Below are 22,361 nucleotides of genomic sequence, written 5' to 3'. Positions count from 1 at the left end.
GGTCGGCCGGTTCGCGGGTCAGGAAGCGGGGAGCTGGAACGTCTCCCCGTACATCTTCCATCGCAGGGGCGCCGCCAGCTCCATGTTGCCGTCCTTGAGGAAGACCCGCTGCGCCGTGTCGATGCGCGAGGTGTCCCGCTGCGTCTCGGTGACCTTCGTCTTGATCACATGCCGGCTCTGGTCGAGGAACGCGTTCAGATACTTCTTCTCGGAGCCGCCCTCGGCCGCCGTCTTCGCGTGCTTCATCGCCGCGTGCCGGATGCCGTAGAAGCCGCCCGCGTCGAGACCGGGCCCGTGCAGGACCATCGCGTCGTAGTAGATGAACTGGCCGAGGGTGCTCAGGCCGTCCATCTTCGCCAGCCGCACCGCGGGGTCGAAGTAGACACGGTCGCGGGTGCTGTCCTGAGCCTTGCGGAAGTCGGGACTCTTGGCCGCCGTCGCCCATGCCTGTGTGAACCCCGGGTCCAGACCGTGGTGCGAGTCCGTGCCGTCGACGTCGCGCAGCGCGGGGAGGTAGGAGGCCAGCGGATTGTCCGGGTGGTGCTCGGTGTACTCCTCGACGAGCTGGAGCATGTCGTTGGTGCCCGAGCAGAACCCGATGATCCCGGCGGTGTAGCCGTTGCCGTCGTCCAGGTCCTCGATCGCGTCGTACTGGGTGCGCCAGTCGAGTGTGGAGTTCTCCGCGCTCGCGACGAGCTGGGCGGCGATCTCCTTCTTGCCGGGGGCGGCGAGACCGGGCGGCATCTTCCTGATCCGCTCCTCCAGCTTCTCCTTCTCGCCCTCGCTCCCGGAGGCGAGGGGATTGGGCGCGGTGCTCGCCGAGTTCTCCGGCGGATTGTCGGCCAGAACGCCGGAGTCGTCGCCGCCTCCGCCGAAGATGACGGAGGCGACGACAACGATGGGTGCGCCTATGAGGAAGAGGCGGGTGACAGGCTTCACGGCGTAAAGCGTACGATGCCCGATTCGAACACCCGCGGGGAGCTCCCCTCGGATTCGTCACACCCAGGTGGGACGTGTGAGGAAGCTGTGGTGACCCTCGAGGGGCCGGCCCGGATAAAAGGCGTCAGCCGGCGGCGCGCGCGGCCATCCGCGCCTTGCGGGCGGCGAGCTTCTCGTCGAACTTGCTCGCCTCGGAGTCCAGCCCGTTCATGTACAGGCCCAGCTCCTCCTGCGCCCGCAGCCCCTCGGGGCCCAGCCCGTCGATGTCGAGCACCTTCAGATAGCGCAGCACCGGCTGGAGCACGTCGTCGTGGTGGATGCGCATGTTGTAGATCTCGCCGATCGCCATCTGCGCGGCGGCCCGCTCGAAGCCGGGCATACCGTGTCCCGGCATCCGGAACTGCACGACCACGTCGCGTACGGCCTGCATGGTCAGGTCCGGGGCGATGTCGAAGGCCGCGCCCAGCAAGTTGCGGTAGAAGACCATGTGCAGGTTCTCGTCGGTGGCGATACGCGCCAGCATCCGGTCGCAGACCGGGTCGCCCGACTGGTGGCCGGTGTTGCGGTGCGACACGCGGGTCGCCAGCTCCTGGAAGGCGACGTACGCGACCGAGTGCAGCATCGAGTGCCGGTTGTCCGACTCGAAGCCCTCCGCCATGTGCACCATGCGGAACTGCTCAAGCTTGTCCGGGTCGACGGCGCGCGAGGCGAGCAGATAGTCGCGCATCACGATGCCGTGCCGGCCCTCCTCGGCGGTCCAGCGGTGCACCCAGGTGCCCCAGGCGCCGTCACGGCCGAAGAGGCTGGCGATCTCGTGGTGGTAACTGGGGAGATTGTCCTCGGTCAGCAGATTCACCACGAGGGCGATCTTGCCGATGTCGGTCACCTTGGACTGCTCCGGCTCCCAGGCCGTGCCGTCCTCGAAGAAACCGGGAAAATTGCGTGCGTCGGACCAGGGCACGTACTCGTGCGGCATCCAGTCCTTGGCGACCTTGAGATGGCGGTTGAGTTCTTTCTCCACCACCTCTTCCAGTGCGTACAGCAGTCGGGCGTCGGTCCACGCCTCCGAACTGCCGAGGTGGGGAGAGGTGAGTGTCACGGATGCTCCTGGGGACGGGAGTAGTACCTACGGGTTCGTAGGTTACGTGACCGTAGGTTAAGGGCGCGGTAAGGCGGGAGCCAAGCCCAGATCCGTGATGCACCGAAAAAGAACCCGTCCGGCGATGCGGACCCGCGCGGCCCAGGGGCCGCGCGACCTGGTCATATCCCGATCTCGCGCCGGAGATGGTCCGCCGTGAACGACTTCGGGTGGTTGAGCAGTTCGCCCGGTGTGCCCTCGAAGACGATCTCGCCGCCGTGCTTCCCGCCGTCCGGGCCCAGATCGATCACCCAGTCCGCGCGCTTGACCACGTCCAGGTTGTGTTCGACACAGATCACCGAATTGCCCGCGTCCACGAGCCGGTCGAGCAGCGCCAGCAGGGTGCCCACGTCCGCCATGTGCAGTCCGGTGGTCGGCTCGTCCAGGACGTACACGCTGCCCGTACGGTGCAGTTGGGTCGCCAGCTTGATGCGCTGCCGCTCCCCGCCCGACAGCGAGCTCAGCGGCTGACCGAGTGTCAGATATGTCAACCCCACGTCGTTCAGGGTCCGTAGCCTGCGCAGCAGCGCTTCGTCGGCGCCGAACTCCTCGAAGAACACGATCGCCTGAGCGGCCGTCATCTCCAGGACGTCGACGATCGACCGGCCGCCCACCCGCAGCGCGAGTACGTCGTCGTTGAACCGCCGCCCCTCGCACGCCTGGCAGACGGTCGTCACCGGATCCATGAACGCCAGATCGGTATGGATGATCCCGCGTCCGGAGCATTCGGCGCAGGCGCCCGACGAGTTGAAGCTGAAGAGTCCCGGCTCCACACCGTTCCGCTTCGCGAACAGCTTGCGAACGGTGTCCATGATGCCGAGATACGACGCCGGGGTGGACCGTGAGGAGGCCGTGATCGCGCTCTGGTCGATGACGATCGCGTCCGGGTGGGCCGCCGTGAAGACCTGGGAGACCAGCGTCGACTTTCCCGACCCCGCGACGCCGGTCACCGCCGTCAGGACCCCGGCCGGGAACCGTACGTCGATCCCCTTCAGATTGTGCAACGAGGCTTTTCGCACGGCCAGTTGGCCGGTGGGGGAGCGGAAGCTCTCCTTGATGGGCGTACGGCTCACGAGATGCCGGCCGGTGAGCGTGTCGGCGCCCCTCAGTCGCTCCACCGTCCCCTCGAACACCACCTGACCGCCGTCCGCGCCCGCCCGTGGCCCCATGTCCACGACATGGTCCGCGATCGCCACCACATCGGGGTCGTGCTCCACCACCAGCACGGTGTTGCCCCGGTCGCGCAGCCGCCGCAGCAGATCGTTCAGCCGCCCCACGTCGCGCGGGTGCAGGCCCACGCTCGGCTCGTCGAAGATGAACGTCAGCCCCGTCAGTGAACTCCCCAGATGGCGCACCATCTTGAGCCGCTGTCCCTCACCGCCGGAGAGCGTGGTCGTCTCCCGGTCCAGGCTCAGATAGCCGAGCCCGATCCCGACCAGCCGCTCGAGCCGGGCGCGCGCGGCGGCGGCGATCGGCGTCGCCACCGGATCGTCGATCCGCGCCAGCACGTCGACCAGGTCGGCGACCTCCATCCGTGTGTGGTCGGCGATGGACAGACCGTCGATACGGGTGGCGAGCGCCGCCTCGTTCAGCCGCGCCCCGCCGCACGCGTCGCACACCCGCTGCGTGGTGAAGCGGTTCGCGGCCTCCTTGCGCTTCTCGGACAGGCCGGTCGTGTCGCGCTTGAGGTACAACCGGGTGAAACGCCCCACGATCCCCTCGAACCGTACGTCGGCCGACCCGGTCCGCATCTCCAGTCGGACGGTGAAGTCACCGCCGTACAGCAGTAGTTGACGCTCCTCGGCGGTGTACCGGCCGAGCGGCCTGTCCGGGTCGAAGTGCCCCGATCCGGCGTACAGATTCCACTCCCAGCCGCCCACCGAGAGCCCCGGCAGCAGCAGCGCGCCTTCGTTCAGGGACTTCGACCAGTCGATCGCGCGGTCGATGTCGAGCCGTACCACCCGCCCCACGCCGTCGCACCGTGGGCACATGCCGGACGGATCGTTGAAGGAGTACGCGGTGGCCGCCCCCGCGCTCGGCGTGCCGTACCGCGAGAACAGCACCCGGATGACGGAGTAGATGTCGGTCATCGTGCCGACGGTGGAGCGGACGTTGCCACCGACCGGCTTCTGGTCGATGACGATCGCCACCGACAGATCGTCGATCGCCTCGACCTGGGGCCGCTCGTATTTGGGCAGCCGGTTCCTGAGGAATGTCGTGAAGGTCTCGTTGAGCTGTCGCTGTGACTCCACGGCGATGGTGTCGAAGACGATCGAGGACTTGCCGGACCCCGAGACCCCGGTGAAGACGGTGATCCGGTTCTTCGGGATGGTCAGCGAGACGTCCCTGAGGTTGTTCTCACGGGCGCCGACGATGGTGATGTTCTGAGGCATGGGCCCGAAGCTAATCGGGAATCCAGACAACTACTGTCCGGATTCCCGACCGGCTTACGGCGCCTTCCCGCGCGGTGCGTCCTCAGTCACCGGACTCGATCGCCGGGTGGACCGACGGGCCCGCCGTGTCGCGCAGCTCCCCGTCCAGCAGCAGCCAGCGCGTGACGCCGATCGACTCCAGGAACGGCACATCGTGGCTCGCCACGACGAGGGCGCCCCGGTAGGACCCCAGCGCCGCCGTGAGCGCGCGCACGCTCGCCAGATCGAGATTGTTCGTCGGCTCGTCCAGCATCAGCAACCGGGGCGCCGGCTGCGCGAGCAGCAGGGCCGCCAGCGAGGCACGGAACCGTTCCCCGCCCGACAGGGTCCCGGCCGACTGGTTCGCCCGCGCGCCCCGGAACAGGAAGCGGGCGAGCCGCGCCCGGATCTCGTTGTCCGAGGCGGCGGGCGCGAACCGCTTCACGTTCTGCACCACACTCAGCGTCTCGTCCAGGACATCGAGCCGCTGCGGCAGAAAACGCGTCGGCACCAGCGCCTGCGCCTCGCCCGAGACCGGCGCCAGCTCCCCGGCGATCGTCCGCAGGAGCGTCGTCTTGCCCGCGCCGTTACGCCCCACCAGCGCGATCCGCTCCGGGCCGTGGATCGTGAACTCACCCGTCGCCCGCGCCCCGTACCGCAGTCGCAGCTCGCGCAGCCGCAGCACCCCGACCCCGGAGTGCACCTCGGTGGCGGGCAGCTCGATCCGGATCTCGTCGTCGTCGCGCACCGCCTCCACCGCCTCGTCCAGCCTCTCCCTCGCCTCGGCGAGCTTCGTGGTGTGCATGATGCGGTACTTGCCCGCCGACACCTGCGCCTCGCGTCTGCGCTGCGCCATGATGACCTTCGGCTCGCGCTTGGTGTCCCACTTCTTCTGTCCGAAGCGCCTGCGTCGCGCCAACGTGACCTGCGCGTCGGCCAGTTCGCGCTTCTGCCGCTGCACGTCGCTCTCGGCGACCCGCACCATGCGCTCGGCGGCCTCCTGTTCGACGGCGAGTGCTTCCTCGTACGCGGAGAGATTCCCCCCGTACCAGGTGATCTCGCCGTCCCGCAGATCGGCGATCCGGTCGACCAGATCGAGGAGTACCCGGTCGTGGCTGACCACGACCAGCACACCCGACCACTGCGCGACGGCGGCGTGGAGCCGTTCGCGCGCGTACAGATCCAGATTGTTCGTCGGCTCGTCGAGCAGCAGGACCGAGGGCCGGGCCAGCAGCAGGGCCGCCAGGCGCAGCAGGACACACTCGCCGCCCGACATCTCGCCGATGGTGCGGTCGAGTCCGACATGGCCCAGCCCGAGCTGGTCGAGGGTGGCGCGCGCCCGCTCCTCGACGTCCCAGTCGTCGCCGACGGCGGCGAAGTTCTCCTCGCTCGCGTCGCCCGCCTCGACGGCGAGCAGCGCGGCGCGGATGCCGGCGATACCGAGCGCCCGGTCGACGCGCAGACCGGTGTCGAGCGCGGCGTTCTGCGGGAGATAGCCGATCTCGCCCACGGTGTCCGTCCGGCCGCCCGTGGGGGTGAGCGCGCCCGCGACGAGCTTCAACAGGGTCGATTTCCCCGACCCGTTGACGCCGACGAGCCCGGTCCTGCCGGGGCCGACGGCCAGTTGGAGGCCGTCGAACACGGCGGTCCCGTCCGGCCAGGCGAAGGAGAGCGCGGAGCAAATGATTCGGGGGGAAGTAGACATACGGGTCTCCAGGCTGCTGCGAAAAGGATGCGGGGCAACGGTGGGAGACACCGGCGGAGGGCACCGGGAAGGGACGGCAGGACGGCGGGATCGCCGAGGTCGCACGCGGTGCGCGCGGGCAGGAAAGACCGCGCGGCACGGTGTCTCAGGACCTCAGAAGATCAACGTCCCACTCCGTTCGGCGACAACAGGACCGCTGTGCACCGTACGAGGACACGGGGGACGGGGGCAACGCGTTTTCCGTCGTGGCGGGGGAGCGGGACAGCGGTTCAGCAGGCGTCGCGCAGCAATTCGGCGACGTCGTTGTCCAGATCGAGATACAGATGCTCCCGGCCGACCGGGACGACGCCCACGGACCGGTCGAGGAAGCTCCGCACCTCCGACGTGCGGACATGGACCATCGCGACGCCCTCGGGGGCGTGGAACTCCAGGACCGTACGGTCGTAGCCGAACGGCCGCACCCGTACGTCGCCGAGCCCGGCCGGCTCGTCCATCCCGACCGTCAGCAACTCGCGGGAGAACGCCCAGGACACTTCGGTGCCCTCCAGCGTCGCCGTGGGCGGGAACGCCATCCGCACGGCGAACGGGTCCTGGCCGTCGTAGTGCAGGGTGGCGGGAACGGTCTCCTGCTGAGGCGCCGAGGCGACCAGCCGGGCTTGCAGGGCTTGCTCGATGACGGTGGACAAGGCCAGCTCCCCTTCGCACGGCTCGCGCGGATGTGTGTCTTCCGCTAAAGGGAAAGACGACACAACGCGCTGAAGAGTGCTCGGTGAACGGCGTGACCTACGTCACCGTTTTCGCTACTCGCCGGTCGGGACCGGCACGGCGGCGTTCGTACGGGGTCCTCCCGGCGGTCGCTCGCGGTACTCCGTGAGTCCAGGCGCGGTACGAGCGGCGACGAACTCCGTGATCCGGTACGCGCACACCTCCCCGATCACGAAGGGGTCCGTGGCGATGAGCGCGTCGAGCGCCGCGCGATCGTCCCCGGCGGCCAGGATCACACCCCCGTCGCGCGTCGACTTGCGCCCCGACAGGATGAAGGTCCCGGCGGCGAACTGCGCGTCGACCCAGTGGTGATGGTCCGCCACAAGGGGGTCGACACGGTCGACGGGGGCGGCGTAGGTCAGCTCCAGTACAAACATGAACGTGAGGTTAGCGGCGCGGTGCGGGCGCGCGCCCGAGCCCGGCCGGGACCCGCCGGACCGGACATAGGCTGACGCACCATGACGACGATCAGGACACCCGCCGACGAGGCCGAAGCCAGGGCCGTTCAGGACGAGTTGCGCGCGCTCGTCGTGCTCGACGAAGCGGGGCCGGCGGCCGGGACCGGGCTGGTGACCGGTGTTGACGTGGCGTACGACGACGAGCGGGACATCGTCGCCGCCGCGGCCGTCGTCCTCGACGCGGCGACCCTCGCCGTCGTGGACCGGGCGACGGCTGTCGGGCGGGTCGCCTTCCCGTACGTACCGGGGCTGCTCGCCTTCCGTGAGATCCCGACCGTCCTCGCCGCGCTCGACGCCCTGACGTCGGACCCCGGGCTCGTCGTCTGCGACGGTTACGGCCGCGCGCATCCGCGCCGGTTCGGGCTGGCCAGCCACCTCGGAGTGCTGACCGGGCTGCCGGTGATCGGGGTCGCCAAGAACCCCTTCACCTTCTCGTACGAGCAGCCCGGCGCCCGGCGTGGCGACTTCTCGCCGCTGCTCGCCGACGACGGCGAGGAGGTGGGCCGGGCGCTGCGTACACAGGACGGTGTGAAGCCCGTCTTCGTGTCGGTCGGGCACCGGACCGCGCTCGACACCGCCTGCGCGCACACCCTGCGGCTGGCGCCGGACTTCCGTATCCCGGAGACGACCCGCCGGGCAGACACCCTGTGCCGTCAGGCGCTGCGCGCCGCGGTGCGGGGCGTGGCGGACGTGGAGACCACGGGCGGAAATTGATCCGGCCAAGAGCGATGAGTTTCGCGCGGCCCCCTGGTCTGCCCCTCTGAAAGCGAACGCATGAACGAACAGAATGACGTGAGGGGCCACATCATGACCGGCACGACGCAGACCGACCTCCAGTACGTGACGTCGAAGGACGGCACGTCGATCGCCCACCGCGCGAGCGGCACCGGCCCCGTCCTGATCATGGTGGCGGGCGCGCTCGGCACCGGCACCGCCCCGCTGGACGCGGCCATCGGCGCGCCGCTCGCCACGGAGCACACCGTGGTCGACTACGACCGGCGCGGGCGCGGCCACAGCGGCGACACGCAGCCGTACGCGGTGGCGCGCGAGGTCGAGGACATCGAGGCGCTGATCGACGCGCACGGCGGGCAGGCAGCCGTCTTCGGCTTCTCGTCCGGCGCCGCGCTCGCGCTGGCGGCGGCCGAGGCCCTGGCCGGGAAGGTGAGCGCGGTCGCGGTGTACGAGCCGCCGTTCATCCTGGACGACAGCAGGCCGCCGCTGCCCGCCGACTACGTCGCGCGGATCAGGGCCCATGTGGCGGCGGGCCGCCGGGACCGGGCGGTCGAGCTGTTCATGACCGACGCGGTCGGCATCCCCGCCGAGTACGTGGAAGGGATGAAGAACCAGCCCGCGCCGCCGGCGGCGGAGGGTGAGATCCAGCCGCCGTCCTGGGCGGACATGGAGAAGATCGCGCACACCCTCGCGTACGACGGACTCGTCATGGGCGACACGATGTCCGGCAACCCGCTGGCCGCCGGTCTGTGGAGCGGTGTGACCGGGCCGGCGCTGGTGGTCTGCGGCGGTGACAGCGAACCGTTCATGCGGGCGGGCGGCAAGTCGGCCGCAGGGCTGCTGGCCCACGGCGAGTACCACGAACTCCCCGGCCAGAGCCACCAGTTCGACCCGGCGGCGCTGGCGCCCGTGCTCCGCGACTTCCTCGCGAACCGGGTGAGCCGACCGGCCGAGTGAGCTGAGGGGGGGCTGGAAGCTGATCCGCCGGCGGACTCGGGAGGGCCGTCGGCGGGTCCGGGTACGAACGTGGCGGCCCGTGCTGGGGGCGGGCCGCCGCGTTCCTACTCAGCGCACCGGTCCTCGGCGCACCGGCTCTCAGCGCGCGTGCGCGACCCGGAAGGTCATCCCGGCCGTCCGCAGCCGGTCCAGCAGCGCGTCACCCATCGCGGCGACGGTGGTGACCTGCCCCGAGGTGTCGGGAAGTTCGTCGAAGGCCAGGCTCAGCGCCGCCTCCGCCAGTATTTTCGCCGTCTCGTCGTAGCCCGGATCGCCGCCCGCGACCTCCGTGAACACCCTGCGCCCACCACCCTCGCCCACGAACCGCACCGTGAACCAACTCGCGCTCCGGCGCGCCTCGTCGGGCCCGGAGCCCGGCTCGAAGCGGTCCATCAGCGCCCGCCGGACCGCGGGCACCTGCGCCAGCGCGACGCCCGCGCCTGCCGCCACCGTGCCGCCCAGGGCGACCGGCAGCGACCGGAAGGCGGCGAAGTGCCGGTAGCGGAAGTCGGGGCCGTAACGCGGCACCGCCGCCGCCGAGCGCGTCACCACCCGCGCGTCGAGCGTGGGCAGCGGCAGCGCCCAGGCGCCGGTCTCCTTGCTGAAGTGCGGCGCGCCCAGCGGCCCGACCGCCCGCCGGCCGACCAGCCGGGGCTCGTGCAGCTTCCGCCGCTTCGCCGCCGCCACGCTCTGCCGGCCACGGCTCAGCGCGTTCAGCGCCGAGGCGAGGGTCCCGCCGGAGAAGAACGCGTTGGTGCGGACGAAACCGTCGATGCGCAGCGGCACGTCCGCCGGCAACTGCCGGACGGTGAAGTACGCGCCCAGATCGTGCGGCACGGAGTCGAACCCGCAGGAGTGCACCAGCCGGGCCCCGGTCTGCCGGGCCCGGTCCTCGTACGCCACATACATCCGGTCGACGAACTCCGGCTCGCCGCAGATGTCCGCGTAGTCCGTACCGGCGTCGGCGCAGGCGGCGACCAGATTCTCCCCGTGCCACACGTACGGGCCGACGGTCGTGGCGAGCACGCGGGTGGACTCGGCGAGCGCCCGCAGCGACGCCGGGTCGGCGGCGTCGGCCACCAGCAACGGGAGGTCCGCGCAGCGCGGGGCGAGCCTGGCCAGCCGGGCCCGCAGCTTCTCCAGCTTCGCCCGGTCGCGGCCGGCGATCGCCCACCGGCAGCCGTCCGGCGCGCTGAGGGCGAGATACTCGGCCGTGAGCGTGCCGACGAAACCGGTCGCGCCGAAAAGCACCACGTCGTACGGGCGTTGTGCCCCGTTCTGCCTGTTCATCGAGTCTCCGCCGTTCGAGCCACGCCGCTGTCGGGGGCCGAGGCTAGCGCCTGGGGCGGCGAAGAGGCCGAGCGGGACGGCGATCGCGGGGAAATCTGCGACCATCGGACAGAACAAGCGCTTGCTTGCCCACTGCCCCGGCGGGGCCGGTGCGGCAGCGGTGGGCGTTGCTCACATCATTGCTGTTACATCGTTGGTGTCACACCGCTGGGAGATCTCACCATGACGGCGACAACGAACGGCCCGCCGAACGGCCCGCCGAACGGCCCGTCGAACGGCCCGCTGAACGGCCCGCTGGCCGGGGTGCGAGTGGTCGAGCTGGCCGGTATCGGGCCCGGCCCGTTCGCCGCCATGCAGTTGGCGGACCTCGGCGCCGACGTCGTACGCGTCGACCGGCCGGGCGGCGCCGGGCTCGGGATCGACCCGGCGTACGACCTGATGAACCGCAACAAGCGCTCCGTACTCCTCGATTTCAAGGCCGACGGCGGCCCCGCCCGGGTCCTCGACCTCGTGGAACGCGCCGACGTCCTCATCGAGGGCTACCGGCCCGGCGTCGCCGAACGCCTCGGCATCGGCCCCGAGGAATGCCTCGCCCGCAATCCCCGGCTGGTGTACGGGCGGATGACCGGCTGGGGCCAGGACGGTCCGCTCGCCCAGCGCGCCGGGCACGACATCGACTACATCGCCGTCGCGGGCACCCTGTCCATGTTCGGCGACGCCGACCGGCCGCCCACCGTCCCCGCCAACCTCGTCGGCGACTACGCGGGCGGCTCGCTCTACCTCGTCATCGGGATCCTCGCCGCGCTCCAGCACGCCCGTACCCCCGGCGGCACCGGCCAGGTCGTCGACGCGGCGATCGTGGACGGCGCCGCCCATCTCACCACCATGATCCACGCCATGTCGGCGGCCGGCGGCTGGCAGGACCGGCGCGGGGCGAACCTGCTGGACGGCGGCGCGCCCTTCTACGGCAACTACGAGACGGCCGACGGCGAATACATGGCCGTGGGCGCGCTGGAGCAGCGGTTCTACGACGAGTTCATCGAACTGCTCGGCGTCGAGGACGACGTCCCCGCCCGTAAGGACTTCGCCCGCTGGGACGAGTTGAAGGCAGCGGTCACCGCCCGGTTCAAGGAGAAGACCCGCGCCGAGTGGACGGCCGTCTTCCAGGACTCCGACGCCTGCGTGGCGCCCGTACTGTCGCTGCGCGAGGCCCCCGCCCATCCGCACCTCGTGGCGCGCGGCACCTTCACCGACCACGCGGGCATCACCCAGCCGGCCCCCGCGCCGCGCTTCTCGGCCACGCCCACCTCCGTACGGAGCGCGCCCGCGCTGCCGGGGGCGGACACCGAGCGGATCGCCGACGACTGGGACGTCCCGAGCATCAGAAGCACGGACACGACCACGACAACGACCACGACCACCACCAGCTCCAACGACTGACGAAAGGCCGCTGTCTTGAGTACCGAAGCGTATGTGTACGACGCGATCCGCACCCCGCGCGGTCGCGGCAAGGCCAACGGTGCCCTGCACGGCACCAAGCCGATCGATCTGGTCGTCGGCCTGATCCATGAGATCCGCGGCCGGTTCCCCGGTCTCGACCCGGCGGCGATCGACGATGTCGTGCTCGGCGTCGTCAGCCCCCTCGGCGACCAGGGCTCCGACATCGCGCGGACCGCCGCCGTCGCCGCCGGACTCCCCGACACCGTCGCCGGCGTCCAGGAGAACCGCTTCTGTGCCTCCGGCCTCGAAGCCGTCAACCTCGCCGCCGCCAAGATCCGTTCGGGCTGGGAGGACCTGATCCTGGCCGGTGGCGTCGAATCGATGTCACGCGTGCCGATGGGCTCCGACGGCGGCGCCTGGGCGATGGACCCCATGACCAGCCTGCGTACGGGCTTCGCCCCCCAGGGCATCGGCGCCGACCTGATCGCCACCATCGGCGGCTTCACCCGGCGCGACGTGGACGAGTTCGCGGCGCTGTCGCAGGAGCGCGCGGCGGCGGCCTGGAAGGACGGCCGCTTCGCCCGCTCCGTCGTCCCGGTGCGCGACATCAACGGACTCACCGTCCTCGACCACGACGAACATCTGCGGCCCGGCACCACGGCCGACACGCTCGCCTCGCTCAAGCCGTCCTTCGCGCAGATCGGCGACCTCGGCGGATTCGACGCGGTGGCGCTCCAGAAGTACCACTGGGTCGAGAAGATCGACCACGTCCACCACGCGGGCAACTCCTCCGGCATCGTGGACGGCGCGTCCCTCGTCGCGATCGGATCGAAGGAGACCGGCGAGCGGTACGGCATGGCGCCCCGCGCCCGTATCGTCTCGGCCGCCGTGTCCGGCTCAGAGCCCACGATCATGCTGACCGGACCGGCGCCCGCCAGCCGCAAGGCGCTCGCCAAGGCCGGACTGACCATCGGCGACATCGACCTCGTGGAGATCAACGAGGCGTTCGCCGCCGTCGTCCTGCGCTACGTCGGCGAGATGGGGCTCTGTCTGGACAAGGTCAACGTCAACGGCGGCGCGATCGCCCTCGGCCATCCGCTCGGCGCCACGGGCGCGATGATCCTCGGCACCCTCGTGGACGAGCTGGAGCGCCAGGACAAGCGGTACGGACTCGCCACGCTCTGCGTCGGCGGCGGCATGGGAGTCGCCACGATCGTCGAACGCCTCTGACCCACCCGTCCGCCAGGCAACTCTTCCAGGCATCTCTTCGCTACGGAGCGGCAGCATGAGCGAGTCCACCACCATCCGCTGGGAGCAGGACGGGACGGGCGTCGTCACCCTCGTCCTGGACGACCCCGTCCAGTCGGCCAACACCATGAACCAGGCGTTCCGGACCTCGATCGCCGCGATCGCCGAACGCGCGGAGGCCGAGAAGGACAGCATCCGCGGCATCATCGTCACCTCCGCGAAGAAGACCTTCTTCGCCGGCGGCGACCTCAAGGACATGATCAAGATCGGCCCGGACGACGCCCAGCAGGCGTTCGACGCCGGCCTGGCCGTCAAGCGCGCCCTGCGCACCATCGAAACGCTCGGCAAGCCCGTCGTCGCCGCCATCAACGGCGCGGCCCTGGGCGGCGGTTACGAGATCGCGCTCGCCTGCCACCACCGCGTCGCGCTCGACGCGCCCGGCTCCAAGATCGGCCTGCCCGAGGTCACCCTCGGCCTGCTGCCCGCGGGCGGCGGAGTGACGCGTACCGTACGGCTCCTGGGCATCTCCGACGCGCTGCTCAAGGTGCTGCTCCAGGGCACCCAGTACGCACCGCGCCGCGCGCTCGACAACGGCCTCGTCCACGAAGTCGCCGCCACCACCGAGGAGATGACGGAGCGGGCCCGCGCCTTCATCGACGCGCACCCCGAGTCGTGGCAGCCGTGGGACGTCAAGGGCTACAAGATCCCCGGCGGTACGCCCTCCAGCCCGCGCTTCGCCGCGAACCTCCCCGCCTTCCCCGCCAACCTGAAGAAGCAGACCGGCGGCGCGCCCTACCCCGCGCCCCGTAACATCCTGGCCGCCGCCGTCGAGGGCTCACAGGTCGACTTCGAGACCGCGCAGACCATCGAGGCCCGGTACTTCACCGAGCTGGTCACCGGGCAGACCGCGAAGAACATGATCCAGGCGTTCTTCTTCGACCTCCAGGCGGTCAACTCGGGCGCCAGCCGCCCCCGGGACATCGACCGGCGCACGGTGCGCAGGGTCGCCGTCCTCGGCGCCGGGATGATGGGCGCGGGCATCGCCTACTCCTGCGCCCGCGCCGGTATCGACGTCGTCCTCAAGGACGTCACGACCGAAGCGGCGGCCAAGGGCAAGGCGTACTCGCAGAAGTTGCTGGCCAAGGCGGTCACCCGGGGCCGTACGACCCAGGACAGGGCCGACGCGCTGCTCGCGCGGATCACCCCCACCGGTGAGGTGGCCGACCTCGCGGGCTGCGACGCCGTGATCGAGGCGGTCTTCGAGGACACCGGGCTCAAGCACCGGGTGTTCCAGGAGATCCAGGACGTGGTCGAGCCCGACGCGCTGCTGTGCTCCAACACCTCGACGCTGCCCATCACCGCCCTCGCCGAAGGCGTCACGCGGCCCGCCGAGTTCGTCGGCCTGCACTTCTTCTCACCCGTCGACAAGATGCCTCTCGTGGAGATCATCAAGGGCGAAAAGACCGGCGCCGAAGCACTCGCGCGCGCCTTCGACCTCGTACGGCAGATCAAGAAGACACCGATCGTCGTCAACGACTCGCGCGGCTTCTTCACCTCGCGCGTCATCGGCCGCTTCATCAACGAGGGCGTCGCGATGGTCGCCGAGGGCGTCGAACCCGCCTCCGTCGAACAGGCGGCGGCCCAGGCCGGCTACCCGGCCAAGGTGCTCTCGCTGATGGACGAACTGACCCTCACCCTGCCGCGCAAGATCCGCGAGGAGACGCGGCGCGCGGTCGAGGAGTCGGGCGGCACCTGGACCCCGCACCCGGCCGACGCGGTCATCGACCGCATGGTGGACGACTTCGGCCGCCCCGGACGCGCCGGCGGCGCGGGCTTCTACGACTACGCCGATGACGGCAGCCGCGCCGGCCTCTGGCCGGGCCTGCGCGAGCACTTCACCAAGCCGGACACGGACGTGCCGTTCACCGACATGAAGGAGCGCATGCTCTTCTCGGAGGCGCTGGACTCCGTGCGCTGCCTGGACGAGAACGTCCTGACGACCGTCGCCGACGCCAACATCGGCTCGATCATGGGCATCGGGTTCCCGGCCTGGACAGGTGGAGTGCTCCAGTACATCAACGGGTACGAGGGCGGCCTGCCCGGCTTCGTCGCACGGGCCCGCGAGCTGGCCGCGACGTACGGGGAGCGCTTCGAGCCGCCCGCGTCGCTGGTGGCGAAGGCGGAGCGGGGAGAGACCTTCCGCGACGGCTGAGGTGCGTCACGCGGGCCGTGTCACGCGTCGGTGGTGAACGCGGCCCGCGGCTCCTCCTTGGCAGTGTCGCTGTCTCACCACCACTGCGAAAGATGGGCGAGGACGGCGAGCACCCGCCGGTGGTCGTCCGGCGCGGGCGGCAGGTCCAGCTTGAGCAGGATGCTCGCGATGTGCTTCGCGACCGACGCCTCGGTGACGAACAGCGCGCGGCGATCGCCGCGTTCGACCGCCCCTCCGCGATCAGACCCAGCACCTCGCGCTCGCGGGGCGTCAGCCGCCCCACCGGATCGCGCCGCCGTGCCGGCAGTTGCCGTACGACCTCCGGATCCACCACCATCCCGCCGTCCGCCACCCGCACCAGCGACGCCATGAACTCCTCGACGTCACCGACCCGGTCCTTCAGCAGATAGCCGGTACCGGCGCCGTGCCGCGCCGCGCCGCCAACAGCTCCTCCGCGAAGGTCTGTTCCACATACTGGCTCAGCGCCACGGCCGCCAACGACGGCTGGAGCGCCTGGAGTTCACGCACCGCGCGCAGGCCCTCGTCCGCGAAGCCCGGCGGCATCCGGACATCCGCGATCACCAGATCGGGCCGGTGCTCCCGCGCCGCCGCCCCAGCGAGGGGCCGTCGCCCACCGCCGCCGGGACGGTGTGCCCGAACCGCTCCAGCAGGCTCACCAGGCCCTCGCGCAGCAGGACGGCGTCCTCCGCGATCACCACGCTCAGCCGCCGCACGGAATCTCCAGTTGGATCAGGGTCGGCCCGCCGGGCGGGCTGGACAGCAGCATTCTGCCGTCGACCGCCGCCACCCGGTCCGCGAGCCCGGTGAGCCCGCTGCCGGCCGCCGGATCGGCGCCGCCGCGCCCGTCGTCGTACACCTCCAGCACCAAGCGGCGACCGGCCGCCCGCGCGCTCACCCGGCAGCGCCCGGCGCCGCTGTGCGCGGCCACGTTCGCCAGGGCCTCGCACACCGCGAAGGAACCGGCCGCCTCCACGGACGGCGGTGGCCGTTGTGGCAGATCGACGTCGAGATCGACGGGGGCGGCCGAACGTCCGGCCACGTCCCGTACGGCGGCGGCCGGCCCCCGCTCGGTCAGCACCTGCGGATGCACACCCCGGATCAGCTCCCGCAGCTCGGTCAGCGCGTCCTTGGCCATCACATGCGCCTCGGCCACCTCGCGCGTGGCCCGCGACCCCGGCGGCAGGTCGAGCCCCGCCAGCCCCAGCTTCATGGTGAGCGCCACCAGCCGCTGCTGGGCGCCGTCGTGCAAGTCCCGCTCGACCCGCCGCTCGTACGGCTGCTGTCCCGGCTGCTGTCCTGGCCGCTCGCCCGGCGCCCCGGCGCCACCGGGCTGCTGATCCGCGAGGGCATGCTCACCGCCGTACGGCGCACCGCCTCGACCGTCGCGCCGGTCCTGGCCACGGTCGGCCTCGTCGTGCTCATCACCGCCAACACGCAGACGACGGCGCACTCGTACGCCACCGAGGGCGCGGCGGCCGTGGCGGCCAAGGGCTCGGTCGTGCCCGACGGTACGCCGGGGCTGACGGACGCGGACGTGGCGCGTGTCGAGGGCAGCCCGCTGCTGCCGACCACCGTGCACGGCGGCGCGGACGGGTCGGCGCTGGAAGCAGCCGGGATCGAACCGGCCGCGTTCACCGCCGTCCACGACCGACTCACCGTCGAATAGGGTGCGTTGAACGCCCTGAAGGGACCCGGCACCGTGGCCGTCTCCCGGTCCGCGCTGACGACACTCGGCGTCCGGCCGGGCTCCACCGCGACGTTCACCTTCGAGGACGGCACACGGTGCCGGGCCCGTGTCGTGGCCGTCCTGAGCGACCGATCGGCGCCGTACAGCGCGCTGTTCACCCGCCCGACCGTCCGCGCGCACGACCCGTCCGCGCTGACCGAAGTCGTCCACCGCACCGGTCCCGCCGTCCAACCCGCCCCCGGCACACGGGAGATCGGCGTCGAGACCTATGCCACGGGCGAGGACGCGGAGGAGGACCGGCTCGTCTGGGTCTTCACCGTGCTGCTCGTCGCGATGTCCGCCGGATACACCGGCATCGCGGTCGCCAACACCCTGCTGATGGCCACGGCGGACCGCCTCCCCGACTTCCGCGTACTGCGCCGCTCCGGCGCGACACCCCGCCAACTGCTGGGAACGGTCGCCGGTGAGACGGTCTTCGTCGTCGCCGTGGGCACGTTGCTGGGCGCGCTGGTCGCACTGCCGTCCCTGCTCGGCATCCGCGCGGGCCTCAGCGCAACCCTCGGCGTGCCGGTCGAGCTCGTGATCCCGTGGACACCGATACTCGGCGCGGTAGCGGGCTGCCTGGCCCTGGCACTGACGGCGAGCGTGCTGCCGGCCCGCGCAGCCGTGCGGACGGTTGGCGGCAGCGCGTAGCGCGCCGCACCCGTTCACCCGTCAGGATCGGACGGGGCGTCCCGCCTCCCACAGCGCCGCCACATGCCCGGCGAAGCGGTCGTACAGGCCGTCGTCCCCCAGACGTCGAAGATGCAGCATCGGTGACTCGTGCCCGAGGAGGGTCGACAGGTGCGGAGTCACCAGCATCTCGTCATCGAAGATGAACACGCTCAGGGCGATGTGTTCGTCGGAGAATCGGGCGTCGATTCCCCCACTGCCCTCGATCTTGCTCAGGGCATCCAGGGTGATGCGGATGCGTGTTCCCACGGTGAGGGGGACTCCCTCGATCTCTTCCCGGCGCCGGGTGATCTCCGAATCCGGATCGCCGACGAGGAAGCGCACGCTGCACCCGGACGCCACTTTCGCGCTCAGCCGTGCCGGCAGTCGCGGATGTTCCTGCCACACGAAGTAGTTGGTGTAGCCGGCGAAGGTGATGGACGTCGACGCCCCGTCAATGAGACGCGCCCACACCGACGTCGGGCAGGCATTGCGGTACGGGTAGGCCGCGACGATCTCCCGGTCGGGCCCGGTTTTCATGGAACTTCGAATCGCCTTCGGCCACAGCACGTCGGCACTCACCCCCAACACCTCCGCCACGTCGTCCCGGGTCTGCTGGTGCGGCACTCTGGACGGGTCGGAGAGCCATCGTTCAACTGTCTTCTTGGTCACTCCGACTCTACGAGCGAGGCCCGTACGCGTCGCACCCGACCTTGAAATAGCATCTCGCAGCGCAATGTTCAACGCATCCCCCGGGGACGTTTGGGCCTCTTGGGATGGTATCCCGACCGAGGTCCAACTGTCCCCGATGTGTCGGTTCGTTCGTCCCCATGACTGGTCGATGGTGAGGTCATCGACCAGCCGGAGGTGCGCACCATGGCGCGACAGCCACAGAACAGGGAGCAACTCGTCCAACTGACCGAGCCGTCTCGTGAACCACAGAATCCGGTGCCCGGATGCGATATCTGCGCTGCCCATCACGAGCTGTGGCGTGACGCGACGAATCCTGCCTGCTCGTCGTTCGACCTCTCACGGGCGGTTGACCATTCCGTGGAGATCCGTCGGCATCCGCACACGAAATTGTTGCGGGAGGCGGGACCTAACGTCGCCGTGACCGTCCGAGCCCACGGCTGCCCCCGCACCAGTGGGGTACTGTGACCCGACCGAAACAGCGCACGTACCGAGGAGGTGGGACCCATTACCGCAGTGTCAGGCCGGGTGCTCCCCTCTCACGGCCGCGCGGTCCGTCCGACAGACTGAGACCGCCGGAGCGCCCGTAGGCGCCCCGAAAGGTTTCCATGTCGGCAACACCCTTCCCCCCTTCCACGCTCCCCTCCCTCCCCGCCGTCGTCACCAGGCTCCGCGCCGCCGGCTGTGTCTTCGCCGAGGACGAGGCGCGACTCCTGGTCGCCGCCGCAGGCAGCCCCGCCGCCCTCGCCGAGATGGTGAACCGCCGCGCCGCCGGACTGCCCCTGGAGCACGTCATCGGCTGGGCCGAGTTCTACGGCCTGCGGATCGCCGTCGACGCCGGGGTCTTCGTCCCCCGCCGCCGTACCGAATTCCTCGTCCGGCAGGCGGCGGCCCTGATCCACCAGACCCCGGCCGGGCGGCCCGCCGTCGTCGTGGACCTGTGCTGCGGCTCGGGCGCGCTCGGTGCCGCGCTGCTCGCGACGGCGCCCGGCCCCGTCGAGCTGTACGCCTCCGACATCGACCCGGCGGCCGTGGCCTGCGCCCGCCGCAATGTGGCCGTGGGCGGCACGGTCCTCGAAGGGGACCTCTTCGACGCCCTGCCGGACGACCTTCGGAGCCGTATCGACATCTTGCTCGCCAACGTGCCCTACGTCCCGACCGAAGAGGTCGGGCTCCTGCCGTCCGAGGCGCGCGAGCACGAGCCGCTGGTGGCGCTCGACGGCGGTGCCGACGGGCTCGACGTGCTGCGCCGGGTGACCGCCGAGGCGGCCCGTTGGCTGGCCCCCGGCGGCCATCTGCTGTTCGAGACGAGCGAGCGCCAGGCGCCGGGCGCCGTCGCCACGGTCAGGGGCGACGGGCTCGCCCCACGGGTCGTGACCTCCGAGGAGTGGGACGCCACGGTCGTCGTCGCCCAACTCAGGGGCGCCCGGCTCGGATCCGTGGCGTTCGCACCGGACCCGCGCCGCCGCTGACCCCCGTGCGACACGGCGCCGTTCCGTCAAGACTCGAACGCAACTGCCTTCTGTGTCCGCTCTATTGACACTCAGGTTTCAGGAGTTTTACGTTCCTTTACATCTGAGAGCGCTCTCGGACCCACTCTCCCCCCATGACTTCGAGGTGCCGTCCATGCCCACCTCCCGCTCCGGACGACCGGCCTCGGTGCTGGTCCTCCTCACCGCGATGGCCGCCTTCGGGCTCGGCCCCGCCGCCGGTCCCGCCTCGGCCGCGAACATCCCTGTCGGCTCGGGCAGTTACTCCGACACCCGCCCCGCCGGGACGTCGGGGCCGACGAACAACGTGGGCGCCCCGGTCACGCCCAAACTGACCGAGACGGCCAAGGACAGGCCCGTGCCCACCAACGACTGGTGGACCTCGCTCGCCTACCAGCGCTACGGCGACAACCCGTACTCCACCCCGATGTACGGCCACCCCCTCACCTACCAGGCCACCGCGGGCGGACTTGAGGTCGGCTATCCCACGACCCCCGCCGTCGTGGGTGACGGACGGCAGTACGAGTACGCGCACAAGGCCGACCTCACCCTCGGCCTCACCGGCCTCAACTCCCCGGACACCAAGGCCGACGACTGGTCCGACTGGACCGTCACGCCGTACTGGTCCGACGGCACCCGCACCCTGCGGACCACCATCGGCCACGGCATGCCCTACGTGTACGCGAAGGGCTCGGGCGGCGACGCGAGCATCACCACCGCGTCGGCACCGGCCGTCTTCTCCGACGACGGAAACGTCCTGGGCATCACCGTCGCCGGACACCACTACGCGCTGTTCGCGCCGACCGGCAGCGACTGGACGGTCTCGGGCTCCACCGTCACGGCCGGACTCGGCGGCAAGGACTACTTCTCGCTCGCGCTCCTGCCGTCCCAGGACGCCCTGGCGACCTACGCCAAATACGCCTACAGCTTCGTCACCGGCTCCACCACGAGCTGGAACAGCGAGGGCGGCGACGTCGAGGCGACGTACACACTCACCACCGAGCCGCAGGAGGGCACCGAGCGAGGCACCGTCCAGGCCCTCTACCGGCACCAGTGGCTCAACACGAGTGACCAACTCATCCCGTACACCTACGTGTCACCACGCGGCACCATGAAGGTGCGCGAGGCGACGTCCTTCACCACCCGGCAGAAGGCGTCGGGTGTACTGCCCGCGCTGCCGGAGTCGAACGGGGTGAACGCGGCAACGCTCAAAGCCCAGTTGGACGACGTGGTGAACGCCGGCGACCCGTTCTCGGGCGCGACCGACACCTACTGGACGGGCAAGGCGCTCGGCCGGCTCGCCCAACTGGCCCCGATCGCGGACCAGATCGGCGAGAGCGCGACCCGCGACAAGATCGTGGCCCTGCTCAAGGGCCGACTGGAGGAGTGGTTCACGGCGGGCGGTGCCAGTGAGTTCAGCTACGACAACGACTGGAAGACACTGACCGGTTACCCGGCGTCGTACGGCAGCGACACCGAACTCAACGACCACCACTTCCACTACAGCTACTACGTGTACGCGGCGGCGATCGTCGCCCAGTACGACCAGGCGTGGGCCGCCGATTCGGCCTGGGGCGGCATGGTCGAGACGCTGGTACGCGACGCCGCCAACCCGAGCCGCACCGACAGCGACTTCCCGTTCCTGCGCGGCTTCGACGTGTACGCCGGCCACAGTTGGGCCTCCGGACACCAGGGCTTCGCCGCCGGCAACAACCAGGAGTCGTCCTCGGAGTCCGTCAACCTCAGTGCGGGGCTGGTCCTTTGGGGCTCCGCGACCGGCAACGACGAGCTGCGCGACTTGGGTTCGTATCTGCTGGCCACCGAGTCCGAGGCGATCGGGCAGTACTGGTTCGACGCCGACCAGGAGGTCTTCCCCGAGAGCTTCCAGCGCGGCACGGTCGGCATGGTGTGGGGCAGCGGCGGCGCGTACTCCACCTGGTGGACCGCCAACCCGGAGGAGATCCACGGCATCAACGTCCTTCCGGTGACCGGCGGTTCACTCCATCTGGGCCGTGAGAAGGAGGCCATCGGCCGCAACATCGCCGAGATGGAACGGGAGAACGGCGGGCCGGCCGTCGAATGGCGCGACATCCTCTGGGAGTTCGAGGCGATCTCCGACCCGGCGAAGGCCAAGGCCAAGTGGGACGCCGGCCAGGCGGCCCTGTCCCCGGAGGCGGGCGAGTCCAAGGCCCACGTCAACCACTGGATCGGCACCCTCGACGCGGTCGGCGCCCCCGACCCGGCGGTGACCGGGTCGATCCCGACCTCGGCCGTCTTCACGAAGGGCGGGGTGAGCACGTACGCGGCGCACAACTTCGCCTCGACGCAGCAGACGGTGACGTTCTCGGACGGCACGACGCTCACGGTGCCCGCACGCTCCGCGGCGAGCACCACGGGCTGACCACGGACCACCCAACCGATCTGGTGC

Annotated in this window: 17 protein-coding genes and 2 pseudogenes; 9 read left to right on the top strand and 10 right to left on the bottom strand. The window is 70.7% G+C overall.

What is annotated here, in order from left to right; all coding sequences use genetic code 11:
• Positions 1-18 precede the first annotated feature (18 nt).
• From OG329_RS05145 to OG329_RS05120, 6 genes are all read right to left on the bottom strand, one after another.
• A complete protein-coding gene (locus OG329_RS05145; protein ID WP_405793122.1) occupies positions 19-939 on the bottom strand; it encodes a chitosanase in 921 nt (306 codons plus the stop codon).
• 124 nt (positions 940-1,063) lie between these two features.
• Complete coding sequence (locus OG329_RS05140; RefSeq protein WP_405793121.1) at positions 1,064-2,038, bottom strand: acyl-ACP desaturase; 975 nt, start codon at positions 2,036-2,038, stop codon at positions 1,064-1,066.
• Positions 2,039-2,199: 161 nt separating this feature from the next.
• A complete protein-coding gene (locus OG329_RS05135) occupies positions 2,200-4,470 on the bottom strand; it encodes an ATP-binding cassette domain-containing protein (RefSeq protein ID WP_405793120.1) in 2,271 nt (756 codons plus the stop codon).
• A gap of 82 nt (positions 4,471-4,552) precedes the next feature.
• Entirely contained in the window at positions 4,553-6,193 is a 1,641-nt protein-coding gene (locus OG329_RS05130) for an ABC-F family ATP-binding cassette domain-containing protein (protein ID WP_405793119.1), read from the bottom strand.
• A gap of 269 nt (positions 6,194-6,462) precedes the next feature.
• Positions 6,463-6,879 carry an SsgA family sporulation/cell division regulator gene (locus OG329_RS05125; protein ID WP_405793118.1) on the bottom strand — a complete coding sequence of 139 codons (417 nt, stop codon included), beginning with the start codon at positions 6,877-6,879 and terminating at the stop codon, positions 6,463-6,465.
• A 114-nt stretch (positions 6,880-6,993) separates the two neighbouring features.
• Positions 6,994-7,335 carry a YciI family protein gene (locus OG329_RS05120; RefSeq protein ID WP_405793117.1) on the bottom strand — a complete coding sequence of 114 codons (342 nt, stop codon included), beginning with the start codon at positions 7,333-7,335 and terminating at the stop codon, positions 6,994-6,996.
• A gap of 81 nt (positions 7,336-7,416) precedes the next feature.
• Between OG329_RS05120 and OG329_RS05115 the strand changes: the two genes are divergently transcribed.
• Complete coding sequence (locus tag OG329_RS05115; protein ID WP_405793116.1) at positions 7,417-8,130, top strand: endonuclease V; 714 nt, start codon at positions 7,417-7,419, stop codon at positions 8,128-8,130.
• A gap of 93 nt (positions 8,131-8,223) precedes the next feature.
• Positions 8,224-9,105, top strand: coding sequence for an alpha/beta fold hydrolase (locus OG329_RS05110; RefSeq protein ID WP_405793115.1), 882 nt, complete (start codon positions 8,224-8,226; stop codon positions 9,103-9,105).
• Between the two features lie 138 nt (positions 9,106-9,243).
• On the opposite strand, the gene OG329_RS05105 is transcribed toward OG329_RS05110, so the two are convergent.
• Positions 9,244-10,434: a saccharopine dehydrogenase family protein gene (locus tag OG329_RS05105; protein ID WP_405793114.1), complete on the bottom strand. Its 1,191-nt coding sequence runs from the start codon at positions 10,432-10,434 to the stop codon at positions 9,244-9,246.
• A 351-nt stretch (positions 10,435-10,785) separates the two neighbouring features.
• Here OG329_RS05105 and OG329_RS05100 point away from each other — a divergent pair, with 351 nt between their 5' ends.
• From OG329_RS05100 to OG329_RS05090, 3 genes are read left to right on the top strand one after another with little or no spacing between them, the layout of a single operon-like run.
• The gene (locus tag OG329_RS05100; RefSeq protein WP_405801654.1) at positions 10,786-11,874 is read left to right on the top strand and encodes a CaiB/BaiF CoA transferase family protein; all 1,089 of its coding nucleotides are present in this window, start codon (positions 10,786-10,788) and stop codon (positions 11,872-11,874) included.
• Positions 11,875-11,889: 15 nt separating this feature from the next.
• A complete protein-coding gene (locus OG329_RS05095; RefSeq protein ID WP_405793113.1) occupies positions 11,890-13,104 on the top strand; it encodes an acetyl-CoA C-acetyltransferase in 1,215 nt (404 codons plus the stop codon).
• Positions 13,105-13,159: 55 nt separating this feature from the next.
• Positions 13,160-15,334 carry a 3-hydroxyacyl-CoA dehydrogenase NAD-binding domain-containing protein gene (locus OG329_RS05090; protein ID WP_405793112.1) on the top strand — a complete coding sequence of 725 codons (2,175 nt, stop codon included), beginning with the start codon at positions 13,160-13,162 and terminating at the stop codon, positions 15,332-15,334.
• A 74-nt stretch (positions 15,335-15,408) separates the two neighbouring features.
• Here OG329_RS05090 and OG329_RS05085 read toward each other — a convergent pair.
• Positions 15,409-16,050, bottom strand: a pseudogene (locus OG329_RS05085) (response regulator).
• Between the two features lie 5 nt (positions 16,051-16,055).
• A pseudogene (locus OG329_RS05080) lies at positions 16,056-16,622 on the bottom strand (sensor histidine kinase); the annotation flags it as partial.
• On the opposite strand from OG329_RS05080, the gene OG329_RS05075 reads away from it, so the two are divergent.
• Together OG329_RS05075 and OG329_RS05070 are read left to right on the top strand one after the other, a co-directional pair.
• Positions 16,599-17,021, top strand: a complete 423-nt coding sequence (locus OG329_RS05075; RefSeq protein WP_405802232.1) for a hypothetical protein — start codon at positions 16,599-16,601, stop codon at positions 17,019-17,021. The pseudogene OG329_RS05080 and the gene OG329_RS05075 overlap by 24 nt on opposite strands.
• Positions 17,022-17,027: 6 nt before the next feature.
• Entirely contained in the window at positions 17,028-17,735 is a 708-nt protein-coding gene (locus OG329_RS05070) for an ABC transporter permease (RefSeq protein WP_405793111.1), read from the top strand.
• Positions 17,736-17,756: 21 nt separating this feature from the next.
• Here the strand turns inward: OG329_RS05070 and OG329_RS05065 are convergent, their stop codons facing one another.
• Positions 17,757-18,335, bottom strand: coding sequence for a hypothetical protein (locus OG329_RS05065; RefSeq protein ID WP_405793110.1), 579 nt, complete (start codon positions 18,333-18,335; stop codon positions 17,757-17,759).
• 716 nt (positions 18,336-19,051) lie between these two features.
• On the opposite strand from OG329_RS05065, the gene OG329_RS05060 reads away from it, so the two are divergent.
• Both OG329_RS05060 and OG329_RS05055 read left to right on the top strand, forming a co-directional pair.
• Positions 19,052-19,915, top strand: coding sequence for a putative protein N(5)-glutamine methyltransferase (locus tag OG329_RS05060; protein WP_405793109.1), 864 nt, complete (start codon positions 19,052-19,054; stop codon positions 19,913-19,915).
• 154 nt (positions 19,916-20,069) lie between these two features.
• On the top strand, positions 20,070-22,334 hold the full coding sequence (locus tag OG329_RS05055; protein ID WP_405793108.1) for a glycosyl hydrolase: 2,265 nt from the start codon (positions 20,070-20,072) through the stop codon (positions 22,332-22,334).
• Positions 22,335-22,361: the final 27 nt, after the last annotated feature.

The sequence above is a fragment of the Streptomyces sp. NBC_01506 genome (genome assembly GCF_045040295.1).
Taxonomy (GTDB): Bacteria; Actinomycetota; Actinomycetes; order Streptomycetales; family Streptomycetaceae; genus Streptomyces.
Note: the sequence above shows the minus strand (reverse complement) of the source record. Positions and strands in the feature narration are given on the sequence as shown.